Origin of the sequence: Paenibacillus sp. EPM92, from assembly GCF_016586185.1 — a bacterium.
GTDB classification, from domain to species: Bacteria; Bacillota; Bacilli; order Paenibacillales; family NBRC-103111; genus Paenibacillus_G; species Paenibacillus_G validus.
In genome coordinates this window covers 1-23,524 of record NZ_BCPS01000102.1, presented here as the reverse complement: position 1 = coordinate 23,524, position 23,524 = coordinate 1, and the positions used below count along the sequence as shown (strand labels likewise).

Here is a 23,524-nt window from a genome sequence, read left to right as displayed (position 1 = left end):
AGGTGCACCTCCTATTGCAGCGCATCCAGTTGTTTTTTCAAGTCGTCGAGCTTCTTCGTCACATCGGCCAGCTGCGTATACAATTGGTTGCTGTTGTCGGTTTTGCTGCTGGCGCTGTCCTTCGTGAAAGAGAGAAGCTCATTGACCGAATCGATTTTCGACTGCAACTGGGTCATATCGGCGGACATGCTTTGCTTCAAGTCGCCGATCTGCTTCTGATAGTCTTCCTGCACAGCGGCAAGCTGGTTCTCGATTTGCGCGGCGATATCTGTCTTGATCTGCAATTGCAGATAATCGGTATAGGCTTTGGCTCCCCATATGCCCAAGCCTGCAAGAATGATCCACGAAACGATCAGTATCGTATACGTTCTCGGCTTTGCCTGCTTCGGCCGGCCAGTGCGAATCGGGGCTTGCGGCAAATTCGGTTCGATCGGAGTATTCAAGATTCTCTCCCCTTCCTGTATTCGTTCGGAGAGACGCCGACCGTTTTCTTGAACACTTTGCTGAAATATTTCTCATCTTCGTACCCTACCATGGCGGCGACCTGCGCGATGCGCAGGTGAGGGTTTAACAGCAGCAGCTTGGCTTTGTCAATTCGGATGCCGCTGAGATAATCGGATAAGTTCTCGCCGAACTCTTGTTTGAATTTGCGGGAAATATATTCACGGCTCAAGTAGAAATGGTTGGCGATCTCCTGCAAGGTAATATCCTGATGATAATGATTACGTATATATTTGGCGATTTCGAACATGACGTTGCTGTCCTGCTGCTGCGACTTCAGCATGTGCTTCGAAAGCTCGGTTAAGCTGCGGACGAGCTGCTGCTCCCACATATCGATCGATAAGCGTCCTTCGTCATCCATCGGGACGTGAAACGGGGCGTCGTCCTGCGTGCGCTGCGGAGGCGGACCGTCGCCGAACCATTCGCTCATCCAGCGGGTTTTCAGCGTGTTGTATTCGTGCCACCACAGCTCGAGCTGCTCCGTATTGATCGAAGGAAGACGCCGCACGGCGTCAATCCATTCGCCGACGGATTTGCGAATTTGCTCTTCGCTGCCGCTGCGGACCGCAAGGCGGATCGCTTCGGCGTACTCCGACATCGACAGCACGCCGGCAGAGAGCGGCGGACGGTCGTCGTACTCGTGAATGCGTTTCTGCCTGGCGAGCAGATTGCGGCGCCTCAGCGCTTGCTTCGCTTCCGCATAAGCTTCCTTCAGCTTGTCCGGGAACGGGTGTACGCCGCTGACGCCGATATCCATGGAGCTTTGGAACGTATTGACGATGCACTCCTGAATGTGGAGGAAAACGGCCTCCGACCGTTCCAGCTCACGGAACAGCAGGAGGACGATCTCGTTCTCGCTGTTCCAGAAGCGGAAGGCGACGCCGATCCGCTGACCGCGGTCCATCGTCAGCACTTCATTGCAGACGTTCATGAGCGAGAAGAAGACCAGATCCCATTGCGACCAGAACCGGTCCTTCAGTTTGCCGCTGATCGTATCGAGGCTTAGCACCGCCAGACGGCACGAGGTGACGTCGGGGCTCAAGCCGTACTCTTCGGCAATTTCTTTGGCATGCTTCTCGTATGTTTTGGGCTCGCTCACCAAATTCGACCAGATCGTGTCCCAGTATACGGGCTTAATCTGATTCATTTCCATGTTCAAGCTTTGCTGCTGGCGCCGCTCGTCCTGCTCCTTGCGAATCAGCGCGACGGTTTTCTGCGTCGTCTCCACAAGCTGCTCCGCATCGATCGGCTTTAAGATGTAGTCGACCCCGCCGTGCTTGATTGCGTGCCGCACCAGGTCGAATTCGTCGTGGCCGCTGATGACGATCGTCTTCGCGGATGGCAGATGCTCGCTCAGCCACGCCATCAGCTCCATCCCGTTCATCAGCGGCATCATCATATCGGTGAATACGAGCTGAGGCCGGTGCTGCCGCAGCATCTCCACAGCCTCGGCGCCGTCCTGCGCCTCCAGCACCGTATCGATGCCGAACGTCGTCCATGGCACGAGCAGCTTAATCGCGTCGCGCACGTGCTTCTCATCGTCAACGATCATGGCGATCATCTTCGTCCGCCTCCTTGCGTTGTAAGGGAATGATTATGGTGATTATGAGGCCGCCCGGTTGATGAGGCTCAACGATCATAGCCGCTTCGTCGTCATAGTAGAGCTTGAGTCTTGCTAGCACATTCAAAAGCCCGATGCCGTCCTCCTCGCCGCTGGCATCCATAGGAAGTCTCAGCTTGCGGCGCAGCTGCTCCAAATGGTGGGCGCTCATGCCTTTGCCGTTATCGGCGACGGTGATCTCCAACCGGTTTCCCTCCAGCAGCCGTCCGCCAATTTCGAGCCGCCCGATTTGGCTGCGCGGATCGAACCCGTGCTTGAAATAGTTTTCGACAAGCGGCTGCAGGATCATTTTCGGTACGGGAATCTCAGCCGCTTCGTCCGTGATGCGGTACTCGACGGTCAGCTCGTTCTCGAACCGGTGCAGCTGCAAAGCCAAATACGAACGGACGTGATCGACTTCCCGTTTGAAGGGGACGATCGGTTCGCCCGTGTTCATGCTGTAGCGCATGATTTTGGCGAGAGCGGACAGCAGCGAATAAATTTTGGGCGCCTCGTGCTGCAGGGCAAGGGTTCCGATCGACTGCAGGGCATTATAAAGAAAATGCGGATTGATCTGCGCTTGCAGCGCCTTCAACTGATTCGTCTTGTTGGCGATCTCCAGCTTATATTCCTTCGTGATCAGCTGGTTGATCGTCTGCATCATCACCCGAAAGCGATGGGCGAGAATGCTGAACTCGTCATTGCCTTTGACGTGAATATCGACCTGCATGTTGCCGGTCTGAATTTTGCCGATATACCCGAGCAGCTTCCGGATTGGCGCCGTAAACCGGATCGAGACAATCACGGTCCCGATGATGACGACCGCCATGAAGGCGAGCAAAATGAGCGTATTGGCGAACGTCAGCCGTTTGGCATGTTCATACAACAGCTCGTTGGGAATACGCTTGACAATGATCCAATCGGCGTATGGCTCGCGGATACGCTCATACATTTGGATGCCGCTAAAGCCGCCGCCGTTCCACTCCAGACTGCCGCGTTCCTCTTCGCGAGCGAGCAAGTCGCGCACCCAGGGCTCATCCAGCATCTTGCCGCGGTACTCGGCATTGGAGCCGTACACCACATTGCCGCCGGCGTCCAGCACGAACAGCTCTTCGCCTTGCGACATCAGCTGGTTGCAGATCGACTCGATGAACGAGACATTGACGTCTACCGAGAGGGTGCCGAGATCTTCCATCGTCAGCGAGTTGGTAATCGAGCGGTGAAACGTAAAGACGGTAGCGGTCGGCAGCGGATTGAAAGGGAACATCGCATACGTATGGCTCGAATGCGTAGGCTCGATCCAGACGTTGCCTTTATCCACGCTGGGCACATATTTGGATCGGCTGCTTTCATTTGAATTCGTATTGCCCTGCGTATACAGGAAAGCTTTATCCGTTTTGCTCAGATACAGGTACACTTGATGAATTTCTTGAACCGCGTTGTTGATGCTCAGCAAGCCCCGTATAATTTCCTGGCGGCTGCCGAATCCGGTGGCCCCGTTCTCGATCACCGTATATAAATTGTTGTCATTGTAAACGAGCAGCGTCGCCTGCTTGACCCCGTTCAAATAGTTGACGAGATTCGTTTTTCCTTGATAAATCAGGTTGGAGTTAGTCTGTATCGTATCTTGGATGACCTGGCGTTCGGTGACGTAATACGTCATCACGATCGACGTGGAGATCGGCAAGATGGTTGCGGCCAGCAGAAATAAGATCAGCTTGTTGCGGATGCTGTTTCGGATCAAGGGCGTCCCTCCTGATTTTGGCGCTAGCGCCCTTAATTGTACCAACAAAGATCAATAAATTCCACCTGATCCGACAAGAGATTCCATGTTCATTGTCAGCCGCACTTTCTATACTAAGGGTATACTTTACAAGAATTTTGCAAACTTTAAGACCAAAAGGGGGAGGTACCCATGAAAGCAAATCAGCGGTTATCAAGCGCGCTGCAGCAGCTCGTGTTCGTAGGGCCGGCTTTCATTTTCTTCGGCATCATCGTCATCGTCCCGTTCGTCATGAGTATGTACTACTCGTTCACCGAGTGGAACGGGGTCACCTCAAACGTCAAGTGGATCGGTTTTGACAATTTCAAACATATCCTCCTGGAGGATAAAGATTTCCATAGGTCGTTCTGGTTCACGACACGATTCACCGTCACCGAAGTTCTTCTTGCGAACGTGGTGGCGTTCGGCTTGGCGCTTCTGCTGACGCAGGCGCTCAAGACGCGCAACATGCTCCGTACCGTATTTTTCATGCCGAACGTCATTGGCGGCCTGCTGCTCGGGTTCATCTGGCAGTTCATCTTCGTCAAAGGATTCTCCAACATCGGCGAGCTGACGGGACTTTGGTTTTTTCAGCTTCCTTGGCTGGGCGATTCGCCGACCGCCTTCTGGGCGCTTGTCATCGTCAGCGTCTGGCAGCATGCCGGTTATTTGATGGTCATCTACATTGCGGGGCTGGCGAACGTGCCGAAGGAGCTGCAGGAGGCCGCGTATATCGACGGCGCCAATCGCTGGCAGACATTGAAGAACATCACGTTCCCGATGATCATGCCGTCCATCACGGTCTGTCTGTTCCTTACCATCTCATGGGCGTTCAAAATGTATGATCTTAACGTGTCGCTGACGCAAGGCGGTCCGTTCAACTCGACCCAGTCGGTAGCGCTGAACATCTATGAAGAAGCGTTCCGGAACAACCGATACGGTCTCGGGACGGCAAAAGCGTTCATCTTCTTCATCGTCGTTGCCATCATTACGATGATTCAAGTTACCGTTACGAAGCGGAAGGAGGTCGAAGCGTAATGGAATCGGGCAAAAACTACAACTTCCGCCTGTTCTCGCTTGAAGTGCTGGGCATTGTGCTGGGCCTGCTGTTCCTCGTACCGTTCTATTTCGTTATCGTCAATTCGATGAAAACGTTCGGGGAGCTGCTCGTGAATTCGGCCAATTTGCCGCAATCGTTCAACCTCGCCAACTATGCGAAGGTTTGGGGGATTATGAAGTTCCCAAGAGTGTTCTCGAACTCGCTGATCATCACCGTGGTCAGCAACTTGGGACTCGTCTTGATCAGCTCCATGGCGGCTTACCGGCTCGTCCGCCATCCGTCGCGTTTCAATAATTGGCTGTTTCTTGCGTTCGTGGCCGCGATGGTCATTCCGTTCCAATCGATCATGATCCCGCTCGTGAAGGTTGCCAGCGAGGTCGGTCTGATGGACAGCCGGCTCGGTCTCATCATTTGTTACTTCGGTTTCGGCGTATCGTTGAACGTGTTCCTGTATCACGGCTTCATTAAATCGATTCCGAAGGAAATCGAGGAGTCCGCAACGGTGGACGGATGCACCCCGTACGGCGTGTTCTGGAAAATCATTTTCCCGCTCTTGAAGCCGATGTCGGTTACGATCGTCCTGCTGAACAGCTTATGGATTTGGAACGACTTCCTGCTGCCGCTTCTCGTATTGAACAATCCGGATCTGCGGACGATTCCGCTGGCGACGTATTCGTTCTTCGGTCAGTATACGAAGCAGTGGGATATGGCGCTCGCGGCGCTCGTGCTCGGCGTCATTCCGATCATCATCTTCTTCCTGTCGATGCAGCGCTTCATTATCGAAGGAATTACGGCCGGTTCGGTTAAGGGCTAACCGGATACCCAGGGTTACGAACTTCCAATGAAAGCGTTTGTTCAAAATGTTCCACCTTTTCGATCAATTTTCTCTGTGTTCGGCAAGGTGGGCATTTTATACAATAAACTTGTAAATCATAAATAAAAATGGTTCAGAAATAAGGGAGGTTACTTCGATGAATGCAAAGAAAATCGTAAGCTTGAGTCTGGCGGCCATTATGGCGATGTCCGTTGCCGCAGGTTGCGCTAAGAAAGAGGAAGCGCCAAGCACGGGCGGAACGGAAGGTAATGCCGGAGCGGCGAAGAACGTCACCCTGAAAATGTTCCAGTTTAAAGTGGAAATCGCCGAGCCGCTTGCCAAATTGGCAGCCGAGTACGAGAAGGCGAACCCGGGCGTAAAAATTCAAATCGACACCGTTGGCGGCGGCGCGGACTACGGCGCAGCGCTGATGGCGAAGTTCAATTCCGGAGATAAACCGGATATCTTCAACAACGGCGGTTTCTCCGATCTTGACAAATGGATCGAGCACCTGGAGGATCTCTCCGCAGAGCCATGGGTGAAGGACCTCGTCGACGTTGCGAAAGAACCGATGACCAAGGACGGCAAGCTGTACGGTCAGCCGCTTAACCTGGAAGGGTACGGCTTCCTGTATAACAAGGACTTGTTCGCACAAGCCGGCATCACCGAGACGCCGAAGACGATCTCGCAGCTCGAGGATGCGGCGAAGAAGCTGCAAGCCAAAAACATTACACCGTTCGTGAACGGTTATGCGGAATGGTGGGTGCTTGGCAACCACTTCGTGAACCTGCCGTTCGCTTACCAACCGGATCCTAACAAATTTATCGCCGACTTGAACAGCGGCGCGGCTAAAATCCCGGGCAACCCTGTGTTCGATCAATGGGTGAAATTGTTCGATCTGCAGCTGCAATACGGCAACAAAAACCCGCTGCAAACCGACTACAAAACACAAGTGACCGAGTTCGCGACAGGCAAAGCGGCGATGACGCAGCAAGGGAACTGGACGCAGCTGCAATTGACGCAGACGAACCCGAACCTGAAGGTCGGCTTCCTGCCGATGCCGATCAGTGACGACGCAGCGGCGAACGACAAGCTGCCGGTCGGCGTACCGAACAACTGGGTGATTAACAAAAACTCGCCGAACAAAGAAGAGGCGAAGAAGTTCCTTAACTGGCTCGTAACGTCCGATATGGGTAAAAAGTACATTGTTGAAGAGTTCAAATTTATCCCGGCGTTCAAATCGATTCCAGCTGACGAGAAGATTCTCGGACCTTTGGCAGCCGACATTATCCGTTACAGCAAAGACAACAAAACGCTTAGCTGGAACTGGTTCAAATTCCCGGGCGGCGAAGCGTCCAGCAAGAAGTTCGCGGCTACGATGCAGGCTTATGTCGCGAAGCAAAAAACGAAAGATCAAATGCTGACCGAGTTCCAACAAACATGGGACAGCTTGAAAAAATAAGGTCGATTCAAAGACACCGGTCCGGTTACAGGACCGGTGTCTTTTGCAATCCATTCGGGAGAGTTTCCGGGAAATAACAGCGCATCAACTGTGCTTTCAGTTCGGAGCTTCCATGTTCGGTGTCTTTCTTTACCTGTGGCGGTTGACCGAAAGTATGGCCATTAACGGCATCTATTACGCAGTTAACTACACTTCCGTTATTTTCTCATTCATCATCGGGGGTGGCAGATCAAGCAGAATGATCGCATGGTCGGTTACCGTATCGGAATCGGCATGCATGCCGTCTTTTATTTGTCCGTCGTGTTTACGGGAGAACATCTCGTGAATTACTATCTCCTGTTCGCTGTCTGCAATGGGATTGCAAGCGCTTTCTATTGCGTCGGTTATTTGACGCTCGTGTATGACGTATCGACCGATACGAACCGGATCCGGTAGATCGGCCGGCCAAGCGTGAACGTTATCGTATTAATCGCCAGATACATGGTGGGGAACGCAGGCATTGAAGTGCTGCCCTGGGTACTGCTCGGCAGCTCCGCGCTGCAAATCGCGCTGTACGGGTTGATCGAGGCGGATCGCGTTCCGGAACCTTCGCCAGCACACGACGGAGGGGTAAGGCGGAGAGGCTGGAAAATATATGGCAAGTTTACCACCCGCGGTACTGTTTTTCCTTTTGATGGTGATAGTAAAACTTCTCGCTTTGCCAAGAGCCTTTCCGTTTATAAATGTTTTTCATTAAGCGATGGTATATCCACATAAGCGTTCGAAGCAAGATGACCCCTCCTATACAAATGACTCCTACCAATTTAGTGTACATTAAAAACTGGAAATAGGCCAATTTACCTAATTATAAAGTTTAGATTAGGCTTTTAGGTCTACGTGAAGCATCATGCATGGAATGTCCATCCTTATGGGGAAACTAGTTTGTAACTGAACGGGGAGAGGAAGGAGCATTCTGCTTATGTACGATTGCATCATTGTCGGCGGAGGGTTTGCCGGGCTTCAAGCGGCGATTCAGCTAGGCCGTTACGGCCACCGCGTCAAGGTTGTGGACAAGGGTTACGGCAGGTCAACGCTGTGCCGCAGCTACCGGAACCTCATCGGTTGGCCGGACGGTGTCTCCGGACAGGAGCTGCGGCGTCTCGGACAGCTCCAGGCGCAGCGGTTAGGGGTGGAGTTCGTGCAGGATGAAGCGCTTGCCGCCGCGCGCGACGGGGAGACGTTCGAGGTCGCCTTATACGGCGGTGGGAGCGGCGGGGTCCTGAAGGGCAGAACGCTGCTGATCGCGACAGGCATTGCCGACCGCTATCCGGCCTTACCCGGATTGGAAGAGAGGCTCGGTTATAGCGTGTATGTATGCCCGGATTGCGACGGCTACGAGACGGTCGGCAGACGAACGATCGTGATGGGGGCGGGCGAAGCCGGCTCCGGGATGGCGCTCGCGCTGAAGTATTGGTGCGATGATCTGGTGTATGTCAATCATGAACGGAAGGCGATAGGCAGCGCGCATAGGGGAAAGCTCGAGGAGCTTGGCATTGCATACGTGGAGGCGGAGATTGCTGAAGTCTTAGGAAACGGAAGTTCGGAAGAGGGAGCCTTCGGCGGCGTTCGTTTAACGACGGGCGAGACGATACAGGGAGAACGGGGATTCATCGCCTTCGGCGGGAACAGGGTTCACTCCGATTGGGCGGTCTCGCTCGGCATCGAGCGGATGGAGAACAAACACATCGTCACCGACCCGCGAACGAAAATGACCCAGGTGCCCGGCGTATGGGCGGCCGGAGACATCGGCGTGCATGCCGAGCAATCGGTCATCGCCATGGGCGAAGGGTCGCAAGCCGCGATTTGGATTCACAAGGAGCTGCTCAAGCGGGGAGCCCGACGGCACATTCAGGGTTGAAGCGCAGGGCTGCGCGGTCACACGGAGCCACTGAGGCTGCCGATGGGTTCGGCTGCAGCTTCGTTCGTTTCCCCGGTTAGGGGGACGGGTTCCAGCCGGAATGCCTGGACGACATGAGCGTACGTCAGCAGCGCTTCCTCGCCCTGCGGGGTGAGCTGGTATACGCCTCGTTCCACGCGTTGAAACCAGAGGTATACGTTCTTCTGGAGCATGGCGGCCGAGCGGCTGTTTCCGGTCATGTCGCGCAGCTTGCGCGGAGACATCGGTCCGTACTGCCTTAGCAGTGCGGCGAGGTGCAGCGATTTCTCGCGATACGCGGTCACGAGCTTGCGCTTCGAGCTCCCGCCAACGTTGTAATCGCCCTGTCGTTCGCGGAACTCCTGCTCCAGCTTGCCGGCCGCATATTTGCTCGTTCTGGGCCTCCGTCCGTTTCCGGCGCTCAGCCGGCCTTCGGCCGCTTCGGGCGGATGACATTCAACCTCGACGCGAGGTTTTTTTGTTTTGTAGAACTGCACGGTCATCATCCCGAGCCCGAGCATGCCGCATAAGGTTCGAAGCTCGGGCCAGCTTGCACGGTGAGGCGCTCTGCCTTTGTCCGGCTTCTCGAAGGCGACGTAGACGGTGCGAGACATCCGCAGCCGGTCGATGGCTTGCAGCAGCAGCGGAATCGAGAAGCTTCGCTTCAGCTCTACGATAAGCGGCGGCTCGTCGCCGCGGATCGCGACCAAATCGCAGTGGCGCACCTCGCCCCGCACCTCATAGCCGAGCTGCTCCAGGTAAGTTTTGACGGGGGCGTACAGCTCGGTTTCGCTTTTGATCGCCACTCGGGTCCGCACTCCTTCCATCGGTTGTTAACTACAGCCATTATAGGCCATATCCAACAATTTGTCTAAAAATTTCGGTCAACTTCGTCCGCTTTCCTGCATAGGTATTTAATACACTTCGGATTACTGAAAGAGGGTTCCCGATGTTGATACAAAGGATGTTATTGCTGCCCTTATCCTGTACCGATGCTCATGAAGCTGGTTTTGCGCCGCAAAGCCCGGAGGAGGTTATGAATCATGAATATATTCAAGAAAATTGCCGATTATCGCACGGAAACCGAAAGACTGGCATGGACCGGTACCTTCGCCGAGTACCTGGAGAAGCTCCGCGACAATCCTCGACTTGCCATGACGGCTCATGCGCGCGTGTACGAAATGATCGCCTCTCATGGAATTGTAGAGGAGAATGGGCATCGAAAATATCAATTTTTTGAGAAAGAAATTTTCGGGCTCAATCATCCGATCGAGAAATTGGTCGAAGAATACTTTCATTCGGCGGCAAGACGTCTGGACGTCCGCAAACGCATCTTGCTGCTGATGGGACCTGTCAGCGGGGGGAAATCGACAATCGTCACGATGCTTAAGCGCGGGCTGGAGCGATATTCGCGTACCGACGAAGGCGCCGTCTTCGCGATCAAGGGCTGCCCGATGCATGAGGAGCCGCTGCACCTGATTCCGCTGGAGCTTCGGCCGGATGTGGAGCGGGAGTTCGGCGTGAAGATTGAGGGCAACCTGTGCCCGTCGTGCCAAATTCGGGTTCGGGAGGAATATGGGGGGCGCATCGAGGACGTGCTGGTGGAGCGGGTGCTTATTTCCGAGGACACCCGTACAGGGATCGGGACGTTCAGTCCTTCCGATCCGAAGTCGCAGGACATTGCGGATTTGACGGGCAGCATCGACTTTTCCACGATTACGGAGTTCGGCTCCGAATCGGATCCGCGCGCATATCGTTTCGACGGGGAGCTGAACAAGGCGAACCGGGGGCTAATGGAGTTCCAGGAAATGCTGAAGTGCGACGAGAAATTTTTGTGGAACCTGCTTTCCTTGACGCAAGAAGGCAACTTTAAAGCGGGGCGGTTTGCGTTAATATCGGCGGATGAGCTTATCGTGGCGCATACGAACGAATCCGAGTACAAGTCGTTCATTGCGAACAAGAAGAACGAAGCGCTTCAGTCGCGTATGATCGTCATGCCGATCCCGTACAACCTGAAGGTATCGGAAGAGGAGAAAATATATGGGAAGCTGATCCAGCAGAGTGACATGAAACACGTACATATCGCTCCGCATTCGCTGCGGGCGGCGGCGATCTTCTCGATTTTGACGCGCTTGAAGGAATCGAAGAAGCAGGGGATGGACCTCGTCAAGAAGATGCGCATGTATGACGGGCAAGAAGTCGAGGGCTACAAGGATGCCGATTTGAAGGAGATGCAGAACGAATTTCTGGAGGAAGGCATGACCGGGATCGATCCGCGTTATGTCATCAACCGCATCTCCAGCGCCTTGATTCGTCACGACCTGGAGTTCATTAACGCGCTCGACGTGCTTCGCGCCCTGAAGGACGGTCTCGATCAGCATCCTTCGATTACGAAGGATGAGCGTGAACGGTACTTGAACTTCATCTCGATCGCGCGTAAAGAGTACGACGAGCTGGCGAAGAAGGAAGTGCAGAAGGCGTTCGTTTACTCGTTCGACGAGTCCGCCAAGACGCTGTTCAACAACTACCTCGACAACATTGAAGCTTACTGCAACTGGGGGAAAATTAAAGACCCGCTGACCGGCGAGGAGATGGACCCGGACGAGAGGCTGATGCGATCGATCGAGGAGCAGATCGGCATTTCGGAGAATGCGAAGAAGGCGTTCCGCGAAGAAATTTTGATCCGCATGTCCACGTACTCCCGCAAGGGGCGGCGGTTCGATTACAGCAGCCACGAGCGGCTGCGCGAGGCGATTGAGAAGAAGCTGTTCACCGATCTGAAGGATATCGTGAAAATTACGACGTCCACCAAGACGCCGGATGAAAATCAATTGAAACGGATCAACGAAGTGATCAAGCGGCTTGTGGAAGAACACGGGTACACGACAGCCTCTGCTAACGAGCTGCTGCGTTATGTGGGAAGCCTGCTGAACAGATAGTCCTGCCGGCGTTACAACGGAAAAGCCTGCCGAAACCTTGTGAGGTATCGGCAGGCTTTTCTCATGAGGGTGCTAACGAGGAGCGGAATCAGCCGCGGGCATATAAATCTCAACCGTCGTCCCTTTTCCGACTTCGCTGAATATTTTCATTTTGCCCCCGTGGCTTTCGATGATTTTGAACGTGACCATCAGGCCGAGGCCTGTGCCTTTCTCCTTCGTCGTATAGAACGGCTCGCCCAATCTCGGAATGCGATCCTCCGGAATCCCGCAGCCCTGGTCGGTGAAACGCATCAGGACGTAACCGTCCTCTTGTTTTTTGAATTGAATGCGGATTTCGCCGCCTTCTTCCATGGAATCTACCGAGTTGTTCAAAATATTGATGAACACCTGCTTGATTTGATTCTCGTCGCAATTGATGAGCGGCACGTCGTGATCCGTTTCGGTGACAATATTGACGTTATGGATAATGGCTTGGGAACCGATCAGCAATATCGTATTGTGCAAAATAACGGCCGCATCCTTCGGCTGGAACTTGACCGATTGCGGCTTGGCGATGACGAGAAATTCGCTGACGATAAAGTTGATGCGTTCGAGTTCCTCCATCATGATGTTGAAGTAGTTGTCGAACCCGGCTACCCGGGATTGCATCAACTGTACGAACCCTTTGAGCGAAGTCAGCGGATTACGGATTTCGTGCGCGACACCGGCCGCGAGTTGTCCGACGATGGACAGCTTCTCCGAACGGATGAGCATTTCTTCCGCGCGTTTGCGTTCGCTGATGTCCTGGCCGATCATATAGACGCCTGCGATCTGTTTGCCTACGAAGATCGGGAAGTTCAATACGCTCAGCTCGACCAGCCGGTCCTCATTTTTGTGCCGGAACGAAAGCTCATAATGAGGGGTCGCGCCTTTCAGCGTTTCGAAGAAGCTCTGCGACCAACGGGCGTAATGTTCCGGAACAAGCAGCGTATCGATCGTTTTGTGAAGCAAATCTTTCTCTGTATAGCCGGCAACGGCGAACATCGCCGGGTTTACGCTGGTGATGTGCCCGCTCAAATTGAGCGAGCAGATCGGATCGGGGTTATGCTCGAACAACGATTTATACCGCAGCTCGCTTTCTTCGAGCAGAATCTCGGCTTTTTTTTTCTCGTAAAGCGCTTTAATCATCGCATATGAACGGGCAAACCGATAGTCTTCTTCCTGCGCCAAGATCGTTTCGAAGATGTCGTCGTCCTCTTCCGGGATGCCGTGATCCAGATCTTTCATCTTGCGTAAGAGATTGATGACGTTGGTGACATGTTCGCCTTGTATCCATGCCGCCGACGCGGTCTTGTAGGAGGTGGAGGAGCCGGTTTGCAGTTTGACGACGCCTTTGCGCGGATCATATTCTTTCACATGGTTCATGTTCACGACGTTCATCTGATCGATCAAACGGAAGCCTTCTTCGAACAGACACTCTTCGAAAGCTTCGAGGGAGGCAGCCCAATAAAATTTATCGTTCGCGGTATGAACGATGTATTCTTTATCTCGGATGCTTTCGATCTTCACGACTTCATCCGACGGAATGATCAGAATATCGGAACTTCTTTTATCACGAACAACTGGGATTTTCTGCATGAAATGAGATCACCTGCCTGTCGCATTCATTTCATTATAACATGGATGGTAATAACGTAACAGTTCACAGTCATTCATTATACTGCTTGTCGATTTGTGAAGTAAATCCCAACATTGAAATGGTGCGAAAATTCACAGAAAACGCGAATGACAAACGTGTTCCCGAGCCTCTATAATTTAATTATGCAATAAAGAATGATATGAAGGTAGGGAGAATGGAAACTTGATTGATATACATACGCATATACTGCCCGGTATCGACGATGGCGCTGCGGACGAGCGTCAAGCCCTTCTCATGGCACAAGCGGCCGAGAAGGAAGGCATACATACCCTCATCGCTACGCCCCATCATTATAACGGAAAATACACGAACCCCGGCGGGCAAGTTCGCCATGACGTCGCTAAGCTGAACACATTGCTGGAGGAGAACGCTATAGCCGTCAAGGTGCTTGCCGGCCAAGAGGTGCGGATTCACCGGGACCTTCTGGACGAGCTGCAGTCCGGCCATGCGATTACTTTGCATGATACCGCTTACCTGCTCCTTGAGCTGCCGACCGCCGACGTGCCTGCTTACACGGAAGAAATGATTCATGAGCTGAGGCTCATGAACCGCATTCCGATCATCGCCCACCCGGAACGCAACGCAGTTCTTGCCGCATCTCCCGATAAGCTGGCCCGCCTCATCGATCTGGGCGCCCTGGCCCAGCTTACGTCCCATTCCGTCAACGGCGCCTTCGGCCGCAAGCTGCAGAAGCTATGCTTCGCTTGGTGCGAACAAGGCCTGGCTCACTTTATCTCATCCGACGCTCACAATGTCGACAGCCGGGCGTTCGCCCTTCGTCAGGCCTATTCGCTGGTGGCTGAGCAATGCGGGGAGGCCAAGGTGGACTATTTCACAGAAAATGCGAGAAGAATCATTCATAATGAAGAAGTCCCGGTGCTTGCGCCCCAAGCGCATAAGAAGAAATGGTGGAGCTTCTGGTCATAGCGGCGCAGTTCCCGTGAACTAAAAAAACGTTTAGATTTAACAATAATTATTGACCGACTTATCCGATCATGTTACCATTTTAATGCAAGATTGAAGAATGAGTATAAAGAACTATGCAAATAGATCTATAACCATCGATAAAGTTATATAGAAGGTGAATCTCTCTGTTCGCTATATCTTACAGCCGCACAGGTACGGGATGATGTGTCTTCGAATATTACTTTATACATAAAGTTTGACGAGGAGAGGAATGTGAATAGTGAAGAAGAAGGTATTAGCCACTACAGTAGCTGCAAGTTTAACGTTTAGCGCATTTGCAGGCCTGCCGCTGAGCAACAAAGGTTTGTTCGAGAAGATTGGGATTAGCACGGCTTATGCCGCAACGGATATTGATGATGTTGCAACGAGGCTGCAGCAATACCGGGCATTCCTGTGGGACGACGCAACGGAGAAGCAACCGATCCGCGATGCCCGCGCCAAGCTTAAAGCGATTGACGATGTAGCCTTGGTACAACCGCTTACCGATAAGATTGGTCAGGACATTAGCTCGGCCAAGGTTTTGAATTTGTTTGCGAGTCTCGGCTTGTTCTTTAATACGAACAAAGAAGCGGCTTACGATTATTTGAACGATCCGGTCATCCGCCAAACCTTGAATGACTTGGCGAATAAAGCCCACACGGACTTGAACGATCCTCAATTAACGATCGATGAAGCGATTAAATACGCGCTTGCGGTTCAAGATTCGCTGCTGACTCAGATCAGTGAGAAGTCTCTTGCGCAGCTGGCTGCATTAGCCGTTGACGAGAACAAAATGAAAGTCGAAATTAAAGCGGCTATTAAGAAAGTGATGGATGATCCAAACAATTATTTCAGCACGGTTTTGAAAGGTGTTAATCCATCGAACCCGATTAATGAAGAAGATGTAGCCGATGTGGCTATGAATCTCATCAATGAAGCGGATCCTGAACATAAGGCTTTGGAAAATATAGCTCTTTCCGTTCTGCGTTACGAGGCGGCCACTTCGGTAGGCAATGTCGTAGAATCCGGAACAAGCGGCTCTACCAGCTTTACCTTTGATGTTATGGGACAAAAAGTGCCGGCAGCTATTTTGGATTGGAGCTTCGAGCCTGCGAACGGCAACGCTGCCATTTCGTATGATGAGAATACAGGCAAAGTGACGGCAAGCACCAAGACGGAAGGCACTTATACCGGCGAAATTTATGCCCGGATCCAATTAGTCGATACGCTTCCGTTACATAATAAAGTTTTACTGAAGAAAGAAATCACCTTGTCTTATGACGACGGCAGCAGTGGCGGCACGGGCGGCGGTGGCGGCACGGGCGGTGGTGGCGGCGGAACGCCAAGCAATCCGACCAGCCCGCAAGTCGATACGGTGATCAAAGAATTGGATAATGCGGCTAAAGAGCTGGAGAAGCTGGATGCTGCCGGCAAGAAAGCGTACATCGACAACCTGGCAGCTAAAGCGGCGCAAGCTCTTGAGAAAGCAGCGACGATCGATCTTTCCGGTAAAGTTACCGTGACCGGCGATAAAGCGGAAGTGAAAATCGAAGCGGCCGCTCTGGTTAAACAGATCCAAGCACTCGCGGAGCAAGCCAAGCAATTGACGGACAAGCTGAAAGCGCTAGGTGCAAACACCGCAGGCCTGAAAGTGGAGCTCAAGCTCTCGCTGGGCAACATCAATGCGAAGTCCGTAGCGGTTCCGCTCGCGAAAGACATCTTGGCGGCTGCGCAAAGCAATGGTGTAGGGCATGTCAAAGTCGAGTTTAACGGCATCGGTGTTGCTCTCAGCCCGGATGCGTTTAAAGGCGATACCACCTTGGATGTGCAAAACCTGGATGCGTCCGTAGCAACGGATGCCACGGACTTGCCGGTCGCTTCTGTGGTGCTTGATTTTACGATTACAGTTGACGGCAAAGTCGTATCCACCTTCAGTGAACCGGTCCAATTAAGCCTCCCGATCAAGGATGCTTCCAAGTTCGATAAAGAAAAACTGACACTGGCGAAAATCGTTGACGGCGCACTCGTGATTTACGGCGGGATGTACGATGCAGACACGAACCAGCTGACGGCCAACCGCAGCGGATTCTCGTCCTATACAGTCGTCGAGAACAACGTAACCTTCGATGACACGGCATCCGTTAAAGCGTGGGCCGGACGTCAGATCGAGGTGGCAGCGGCTAAGGGAATCGTCGAAGGTCGCGCTGACAAGCAATTCGTTCCGAATGATACGGTGACTCGTGCAGAGTTTGCGAAAATGATCATCAATACGTTCGGTCTCGATGTTCCGAATGCAGAAGAAAGCTTCGACGACGTGAACGATTCCGACTGGTTCAAGCCGTATGTGGCTTCGGCAGTGAAGCACGGTCTTGTGAACGGTCGTTCCGAAGGCCAATTCGATCCGAACGGTAAAATTACGCGTGCCGAGATGGCTACTATTGCAGCCAGAGCCTTGACAGCTGTGAAGGATCTGGCGCCGGTCGCCGACGCGGATGCAGCGTTGAAAGCATTCAACGACAGCGCATCGATCAACGCATCGTTGAAAGCGGGCGTCGCATTGTCCGCATCGCAGGGCATCATTGTCGGCGAAGAAGGCGGGGCATTTAATCCGAATGCTAACTCCACCCGTGCGCAAGCGGCAGTCGTCATTTATCGTTTGCTGAATAAGTAATTTACTTTCATGTACCTCCCTCCTTGCGGGGGGAGGTACACTCTTTGAGAAGACGCAAATGGTAAATTTACCCGTGTTAAATGCTTCGAGTTTTAGACAATAGTTGTTTTGCTAGGGATGGGGGAACATAATGGAACTCGATTTGCGGGATTACATCAAGATCATTCGCAAACGGATCTGGTTAATCCTAATTTTTGTACTGGTCTGTACCATTTCGACCGGCGTAGTTAGTTACTTTTTCATGGCACCCGTTTATGAGGCTTCTACCAAATTAATTGTGAATAAATCGAATGAGCAGCAAGGACTCCAGCAAGTCGATATCAACTCGGTCAACTTGAATATTCGTTTGATCGATACGTACAAGGAAGTAATCAAGACACCGCGTATCATGGGGAAAGTGGCGGCGGAGTATCCGCAGTTCAATCTGACTGCTGAGCAATTAATCGATAAGGTTCGAGTAAGCTCCGTCAATAATACGCAAGTAATGACGTTAGTCGTTCAGGACAACTCTTACAATAAAGCGGTAGACATTGTGAATGCCGTTTCGAAAGTGTTTCAAGATGAGATCCCATCCATTATGAAAGTGGACAATGTTTCTCTGCTAAATGAAGCGGTATATGTGGATAATCCGGTTCCAGTAAAGCCGAATCCGAACTTAAACATTGCCATCAGTTTAGTCGTCTCGCTGATGATGGCTGTCGGACTAGCTTTCTTAATGGACTATTTGGATGATTCGATCAAGACGGAAGAGGACATCAAGCTATATCTCGATCTGCCGACCGTTGCCATGATCGCGAGAATTAAAGAGGAAGATATGGCCGGTCCGAAAGCCGCTTCCACATCTTCCAGACAAGGACAGGTAGGTGAACCGTCTCGTGTTACCATCAACCAATAATCGCAGGCCGATCATTACGCACGAGAATCCGAAATCACCGATTTCGGAGGCTTACCGGACACTGCGTACGAATATTCAGTTCTCTGCTATCGATGAGGAGCTGCGCGTCATTATGGCAACCTCGGCCGGCCCGGGAGAAGGGAAATCGACGACGTTAACGAATTTGGCCGTCGCTTATGCGCAGGCAGACATGCGAGTGGTCCTAATCGATGCGGATTTGCGTAAACCGACCATGCATCATACTTTTTCTTTGTCCAACCGTATGGGCTTGACCTCCGTTCTTTCCGGGCAAGCTGAACTGGATGAAGTCGTTCGGGAGTCTTATATTCCGAACCTGAACTTGATTACATCCGGTCCTATACCGCCAAATCCGTCAGAAATGCTGGCCTCCAAGCGGATGACCAAGCTTCTGGATGATCTCAAGGAACGGTTCGATGTCATCTTAATCGATGCGCCGCCTATTTTGGCCGTTACCGATTCGCAGATTGTCGCTACCAAGAGCGACGGCGTCATCCTGGTGATAGACTCGGGGAAAGTCAAGCGCGACATGGCGATTAAAGCCAAGGCCAATCTGGAACATGTGAACGCCCGGATCTTGGGCGTCGTTCTGAATAATATGGATCGGAAGAATGCGGAGTCGTATTACTATTATTACTACGGGGCTCCCGAGTCCAAAAATTAAATTGTAATGATTAATTGGGGGATGGACATGAGTTACGAGAAACGGCTATCAATGCTTGTCATGTTAGACATCATGATTATATGGTTTAGCATCATGACATCGTATGTACTGCGTTTTGACGGGCAAATTCCATCCTCTACCCTTACGCAAGCGATGCTTTACGGCGTCATTTCCAGTATCGTATGTTTCCTGACGATGCGTTATTTCAAGCTTTATAATCGAGTATGGCAGTATGCCAGCGTTCATGAAATTGTAGCTATTTTCAAATCGGTCACCATAGGCGTTATTATTTCCTACGCGCTTGTATATTTGTTTACGCTGCAAAGAGTTCCGTTATCTGTGATGCTTCGTAACTACGAGACTTTGATGCTCATGATCGGCGGCTCCCGGTTTGCTTGGAGAATTGTACGGGATCGGTTCTTCTTAAAGCCGAGAGAGACCAAGAAGCATGCCCTTATCTATGGCGCCGGTGACTGCGGGGCGATGATTGCGAAAGAAATGCTGAATCAACCGGATGCCGAACTCTATCCGATTGCCTTTATTGATGATGACAAGACCAAACATAAGCAGCGCATCCATGACCTGCCTGTTATCGGGTCGAGAAAAAATATTAGCGACCTTGTACATAAAATGAACATTCATGAGATTGTGATCGCCATTCCTTCTTTATCCAAGAAAGAGATTGCCGAAATTATTGAAGTGTGCAAGTCGACGAAAGCTAAACTGAAAATTATTCCGAGACTTAACGATCTGATTAACGGCAAAGTAACCGTTAAAGAAATTCGGGAAGTCGAAGTTGAAGATTTATTGGGTCGAGACCCGATCAAGGTTGACCTTGAGGGTATTGCGAATTATGTGGAAAATAAGATGGTCTTGATCACGGGAGCCGGCGGTTCCATCGGATCCGAGCTGTGCAGACAGATTGCTCCTTTCCATCCGAAGTGCTTACTGTTATTAGGACACGGAGAAAACAGCATTTACAACATCGAGATGGAGCTGCGCAGGAAATATCCGGCATTACCGATTGAGACCGTTATTGCCGATATACAAGATAGAGAAAGAATTAACGAAGTGTTTCAAACGTTTCGCCCAGAGGTCGTTTTCCACGCGGCGGCGCATAAGCATGTGCCCCTGATGGAACGCAATCCGGCGGAAGCAATCAAGAACAATGTGTTCGGTACGAAGAACGTTGCGGAGGCGGCGGACCGCTTCGAAAGCGAAAGATTCGTGCTCATCTCCACGGATAAAGCGGTCAACCCGACCAGTATTATGGGGACGACCAAACGTATTGCGGAAATGATCGTTCAGTCTCTGGACAAGACCAGTAAAACGAAGTTTGTAGCCGTACGATTTGGCAATGTTCTCGGAAGTCGCGGTAGTGTAATTCCGTACTTCAAACAGCAAATTGCACTAGGAGGTCCGGTTACGGTTACCCATCCCGACATGATCCGTTATTTCATGACGATACCTGAAGCAGTGCAGCTGGTCATTCAAGCCGGTGCTCTAGCGCAAGGTGGAGAGGTATTCATCCTGGATATGGGCGAGCCGGTGCGAATCGTACAACTGGCCGAGGATTTGATTCGTTTGTCCGGGTTTGAGCCGTATGAAGACATAGAGATTGAGTTCAGCGGCATTCGCCCTGGTGAGAAGCTGTTTGAGGAGCTGTTAACCGATGAGGAAGGGATTGGCTCTACAAAACATGACAGGATCTTCATCGGAAAACCTACCTTTGTTAACCAATCGCAGCTTGAGTTTGAGCTTAAGAAGCTGGAGAGAGTGTTAATTGAAGATCGAGCCATGATCAGAGAGTATTTGAAGAGTATGGTGCCGACCTATTTGAATGTTTCGTAAATCCATACATATATATTAGCGCTATTGAGAATGGCTTTCTTTATACAAGGGGGCCATTTATAGTTTGTATAATAAACAGCGAGTAATAATTAGCATTAAAAAAATGACATATTAATAAATTTTTTACTTACAAATGACACTACTTTGAGGGAGTAGTGCTCGGAAAAGCGAATAAAGGAGATCTCACAGAATGAAGGTGCGTAAAGCAATCATTCCAGCCGCAGGGCTTGGAACAAGATTTCTTCCGGCTACTAAGGCGATGCCCAAAGAAATGCTGCCCATCGTCGATAAACCAACGATTCAATATATGCAAGAAGCAGTATATATGTTACTTCATTAGAATGACTAGTGCTTGTACTCTGATGATGTAATTATAATCTTTGAATGAGTTGAAGGTGTTTTAGTGAAAATATACCCAATAGTTAAGAGAATGATTGATTTCACGTTATCTATAATAGCCTTGTTTGTATTTTGTCCTATCCTTCTAACCGTGGCAGTAATTGTAAAGTTGGAATCAAAGGGACCTATTCTTTTTATGCAAAAGCGTGTCGGTAAAGATAAAAAATATTTTTACATATTAAAATTTAGAACAATGAGGATCGATGCACCTAAGGATATGCCTACCCACATGCTTGAGAATCCTGCGGTATTCATTACTAAAAGCGGCAAATTGCTTAGGAAGACTAGTCTTGACGAATTACCACAAATAATAAACATACTAAAAGGTGATATGAGTATTATTGGGCCAAGACCTGCTCTTTGGAATCAATATGATTTGATCGAGGAAAGAGATAGGTATGGTGCAAATGATATTGTTCCAGGACTTACCGGATGGGCTCAGATCAATGGTCGAGATGAGCTGTCCATAGAGGTAAAAGCAAGATTGGATGGAGAGTACGTTCAAAGTATGGGGTTTGTGATGGATGTGAAATGCTTTTTTGGAACTATCATCAGTGTGCTAAAGCGAGAGGGAGTTGTGGAAGGCGGTACGGGTAGAGATTTAAAACACACCCAAGAAGTAATAGCAACAAAAAAGGGTGAGGAGTTAAATGTATGAATCACGGTAATAATTTGGTATCGATTATTACACCTGCATATAATTGTGAGAAATACATATCACAAACAATCGATAGTGTGCTTGCACAGACCTATAGCAACTGGGAAATGATTATTGTCAATGATATGTCTTCTGATAATACGGAAAATATTATCAGAGAGTACGCTAAAAAAGATACTCGGATAAGGCTCATTAATTTGACTGAGAATTCAGGGGCGGCAGTTGCTCGTAATACAGCGTTGGAGAATGCTAGGGGTAGATTTATTGCATTCCTAGATTCTGACGATGGTTGGAAAGAAGAGAAGTTAGAAGTGCAACTTAGGTTTATGGTGGACAATAACTACGGTTTTACATTCACTAGCTACGAGTTGATGAGAGAAAATGTTAGTGATAAAACAAAGATATTTCGAGTTCCTGCAAGTCTTAATTATAGTCAGGGACTTAAAAATACGGTTATAGGGTGCCTTACCGTAGTAATAGATAAGGACATTCTCGGAGATTTTAGAATGCCACTTATTAGGAGAGGTCAGGATAATCTGACATGGCTGATGCTTCTCAAAAAGGGGCATATCGCATATGGATTAAATGAAAATCTAGCTATGTACAGGCGAGTAAGCGGTTCGTTATCAAATAACAAGGTAAAAGCTTTAAAGAGACAGTGGTCAAATTATCGTAATGTGATCAAGTTGCCTTTATTTAAATGTATCTATTACTACACCTTTTATGTTTTAAATAACATCAAGAAATACTATTTCTCGAAATAAATTAAATAATTAGAGATATGGAAATATCGGAGGAAATACTAATGAAAGTCGTAATTTTAGCCGGCGGATTCGGGACAAGAATCAGTGAAGAAAGTCATTTAAAACCAAAGCCTATGGTTGAAATCGGCGAGAAGCCCATCTTGTGGCATATCATGAAATATTATTCGTACTTTGGGTACAATGATTTTATTATTTGTTGCGGGTACAAACAGTATGTTATTAAAGAGTTTTTTGCCAACTATTATCTACATATGTCAGACATTACGTTTGATTTTACTGCGGAAAACAAGATGGTTGTTCATAATAACTATACTGAGCCGTGGAAGGTTACACTGGTTGACACGGGGTTGCACACTATGACTGGAGGCCGCATAAAGAGAGTGAAGGATTATATCGGTGAAGAAACCTTTATGCTTACCTATGGTGATGGGGTTGCAAATGTAAATATTAAAGAATTAGTAGAATTTCATAAATTTCATGGACACATTGCTACTATGACAGCTATTCAACCGGGCGGACGTTTTGGAAAGCTTGATATTGACGAGAGCGAGGGAATCAACAGTTTTAAGGAAAAGTCCAAAGAAGATGGTGGGTGGATTAATGGCGGCTTTATGGTATTTGAGCCGAAGGTTATCGATTTTATAGATGGTGATGGGCGAAGCGCTGTCCATCCCTGAGGAAAAGACGGTGGATCCCAAGAAAAGGCGCACTGGCATGAAGAAGCTACATGTCCTGTCATCTACCGCAACAACTGCAGCCACATCGTCAGTCAACGTTAGGAACAAGGGAACTCTCATGCTTGATGCCACATGCGCCCCCGCAGACATCAAGTACCCAACAGATTTGGGACTTCTCCATCATGCCCGTGAAATCCTCGAAGGCATCATCGATGTGCTGCATGCATGTCGGAGAGATGGAGAAGCCGCGT

19 protein-coding genes and 2 pseudogenes are annotated in these 23,524 nt (G+C 50.3%); 16 read left to right on the top strand and 5 right to left on the bottom strand.

The window, feature by feature from the left end; genetic code table 11:
- Nucleotides 1-11: 11 nt before the first annotated feature.
- Genes JMF85_RS25370 through JMF85_RS25360 form a run of 3 tightly spaced genes read right to left on the bottom strand, consistent with a single transcriptional unit; the run spans nt 12 to nt 3,845 of the window.
- Nucleotides 12-443, bottom strand: a complete 432-nt coding sequence (locus JMF85_RS25370; protein ID WP_201319186.1) for a hypothetical protein — start codon at nt 441-443, stop codon at nt 12-14.
- Nucleotides 440-2,062 (bottom strand): response regulator, encoded by a 1,623-nt coding sequence (locus tag JMF85_RS25365; RefSeq protein ID WP_127608292.1) that lies wholly within the window; start codon nt 2,060-2,062, stop codon nt 440-442. Before JMF85_RS25365 ends, JMF85_RS25370 begins: the two co-directional genes overlap by 4 nt.
- Nucleotides 2,043-3,845, bottom strand: a complete 1,803-nt coding sequence (locus JMF85_RS25360; protein WP_201319185.1) for a cache domain-containing sensor histidine kinase — start codon at nt 3,843-3,845, stop codon at nt 2,043-2,045. Before JMF85_RS25360 ends, JMF85_RS25365 begins: the two co-directional genes overlap by 20 nt.
- Before the next feature lie 171 nt (nt 3,846-4,016).
- On the opposite strand from JMF85_RS25360, the gene JMF85_RS25355 reads away from it, so the two are divergent.
- From JMF85_RS25355 to JMF85_RS25330, 6 genes are all read left to right on the top strand, one after another.
- Complete coding sequence (locus JMF85_RS25355) at nt 4,017-4,901, top strand: carbohydrate ABC transporter permease (RefSeq protein WP_127608290.1); 885 nt, start codon at nt 4,017-4,019, stop codon at nt 4,899-4,901.
- On the top strand, nt 4,901-5,737 hold the full coding sequence (locus tag JMF85_RS25350; protein ID WP_054796071.1) for a carbohydrate ABC transporter permease: 837 nt from the start codon (nt 4,901-4,903) through the stop codon (nt 5,735-5,737). The genes JMF85_RS25355 and JMF85_RS25350 overlap by 1 nt, the downstream gene beginning before the upstream one ends.
- 157 nt (nt 5,738-5,894) lie before the next feature.
- A complete protein-coding gene (locus tag JMF85_RS25345; protein WP_127608289.1) occupies nt 5,895-7,199 on the top strand; it encodes an ABC transporter substrate-binding protein in 1,305 nt (434 codons plus the stop codon).
- A gap of 246 nt (nt 7,200-7,445) precedes the next feature.
- Entirely contained in the window at nt 7,446-7,634 is a 189-nt protein-coding gene (locus tag JMF85_RS28260; protein WP_164751845.1) for a hypothetical protein, read from the top strand.
- A gap of 15 nt (nt 7,635-7,649) precedes the next feature.
- Nucleotides 7,650-7,955 carry a hypothetical protein gene (locus tag JMF85_RS25335; RefSeq protein ID WP_155614496.1) on the top strand — a complete coding sequence of 102 codons (306 nt, stop codon included), beginning with the start codon at nt 7,650-7,652 and terminating at the stop codon, nt 7,953-7,955.
- Nucleotides 7,956-8,157: 202 nt separating this feature from the next.
- On the top strand, nt 8,158-9,096 hold the full coding sequence (locus JMF85_RS25330) for an NAD(P)/FAD-dependent oxidoreductase (RefSeq protein WP_127608288.1): 939 nt from the start codon (nt 8,158-8,160) through the stop codon (nt 9,094-9,096).
- Nucleotides 9,097-9,113: 17 nt separating this feature from the next.
- Here JMF85_RS25330 and JMF85_RS25325 read toward each other — a convergent pair whose 3' ends face one another.
- On the bottom strand, nt 9,114-9,920 hold the full coding sequence (locus tag JMF85_RS25325; RefSeq protein ID WP_127608287.1) for a DUF2161 domain-containing phosphodiesterase: 807 nt from the start codon (nt 9,918-9,920) through the stop codon (nt 9,114-9,116).
- Nucleotides 9,921-10,157: 237 nt separating this feature from the next.
- On the opposite strand from JMF85_RS25325, the gene JMF85_RS25320 reads away from it, so the two are divergent.
- Nucleotides 10,158-12,053, top strand: a complete 1,896-nt coding sequence (locus tag JMF85_RS25320) for a PrkA family serine protein kinase (RefSeq protein ID WP_127608286.1) — start codon at nt 10,158-10,160, stop codon at nt 12,051-12,053.
- Nucleotides 12,054-12,125: 72 nt separating this feature from the next.
- Here JMF85_RS25320 and JMF85_RS25315 read toward each other — a convergent pair whose 3' ends face one another.
- Nucleotides 12,126-13,670 (bottom strand): ATP-binding protein, encoded by a 1,545-nt coding sequence (locus tag JMF85_RS25315; protein ID WP_127608285.1) that lies wholly within the window; start codon nt 13,668-13,670, stop codon nt 12,126-12,128.
- A 223-nt stretch (nt 13,671-13,893) separates the two neighbouring features.
- Here JMF85_RS25315 and JMF85_RS25310 point away from each other — a divergent pair, with 223 nt between their 5' ends.
- The 9 genes and pseudogenes from JMF85_RS25310 to rfbF all read left to right on the top strand — a co-directional run.
- Entirely contained in the window at nt 13,894-14,658 is a 765-nt protein-coding gene (locus JMF85_RS25310; RefSeq protein WP_201319184.1) for a tyrosine-protein phosphatase, read from the top strand.
- Nucleotides 14,659-14,917: 259 nt separating this feature from the next.
- The gene (locus JMF85_RS25305) at nt 14,918-17,347 is read left to right on the top strand and encodes an S-layer homology domain-containing protein (protein WP_201319183.1); all 2,430 of its coding nucleotides are present in this window, start codon (nt 14,918-14,920) and stop codon (nt 17,345-17,347) included.
- 130 nt (nt 17,348-17,477) lie between these two features.
- Nucleotides 17,478-18,242, top strand: coding sequence for a YveK family protein (locus JMF85_RS25300; protein ID WP_201319182.1), 765 nt, complete (start codon nt 17,478-17,480; stop codon nt 18,240-18,242).
- The gene (locus tag JMF85_RS25295; protein WP_127608281.1) at nt 18,223-18,924 is read left to right on the top strand and encodes a CpsD/CapB family tyrosine-protein kinase; all 702 of its coding nucleotides are present in this window, start codon (nt 18,223-18,225) and stop codon (nt 18,922-18,924) included. The genes JMF85_RS25300 and JMF85_RS25295 overlap by 20 nt, the downstream gene beginning before the upstream one ends.
- A gap of 27 nt (nt 18,925-18,951) precedes the next feature.
- The gene (locus JMF85_RS25290; RefSeq protein WP_201319181.1) at nt 18,952-20,775 is read left to right on the top strand and encodes a polysaccharide biosynthesis protein; all 1,824 of its coding nucleotides are present in this window, start codon (nt 18,952-18,954) and stop codon (nt 20,773-20,775) included.
- Between the two features lie 190 nt (nt 20,776-20,965).
- Nucleotides 20,966-21,091 (top strand): annotated as a pseudogene (locus JMF85_RS25285) (sugar phosphate nucleotidyltransferase); the annotation flags it as partial.
- 93 nt (nt 21,092-21,184) lie between these two features.
- On the top strand, nt 21,185-21,832 hold the full coding sequence (locus tag JMF85_RS25280; protein WP_305781553.1) for a sugar transferase: 648 nt from the start codon (nt 21,185-21,187) through the stop codon (nt 21,830-21,832).
- Entirely contained in the window at nt 21,829-22,596 is a 768-nt protein-coding gene (locus JMF85_RS25275; protein ID WP_201319180.1) for a glycosyltransferase family 2 protein, read from the top strand. The genes JMF85_RS25280 and JMF85_RS25275 overlap by 4 nt, the downstream gene beginning before the upstream one ends.
- Nucleotides 22,597-22,637: 41 nt before the next feature.
- Nucleotides 22,638-23,249 (top strand): annotated as a pseudogene (rfbF, locus tag JMF85_RS25270) (glucose-1-phosphate cytidylyltransferase); the annotation flags it as partial.
- Nucleotides 23,250-23,524 lie beyond the last annotated feature (275 nt).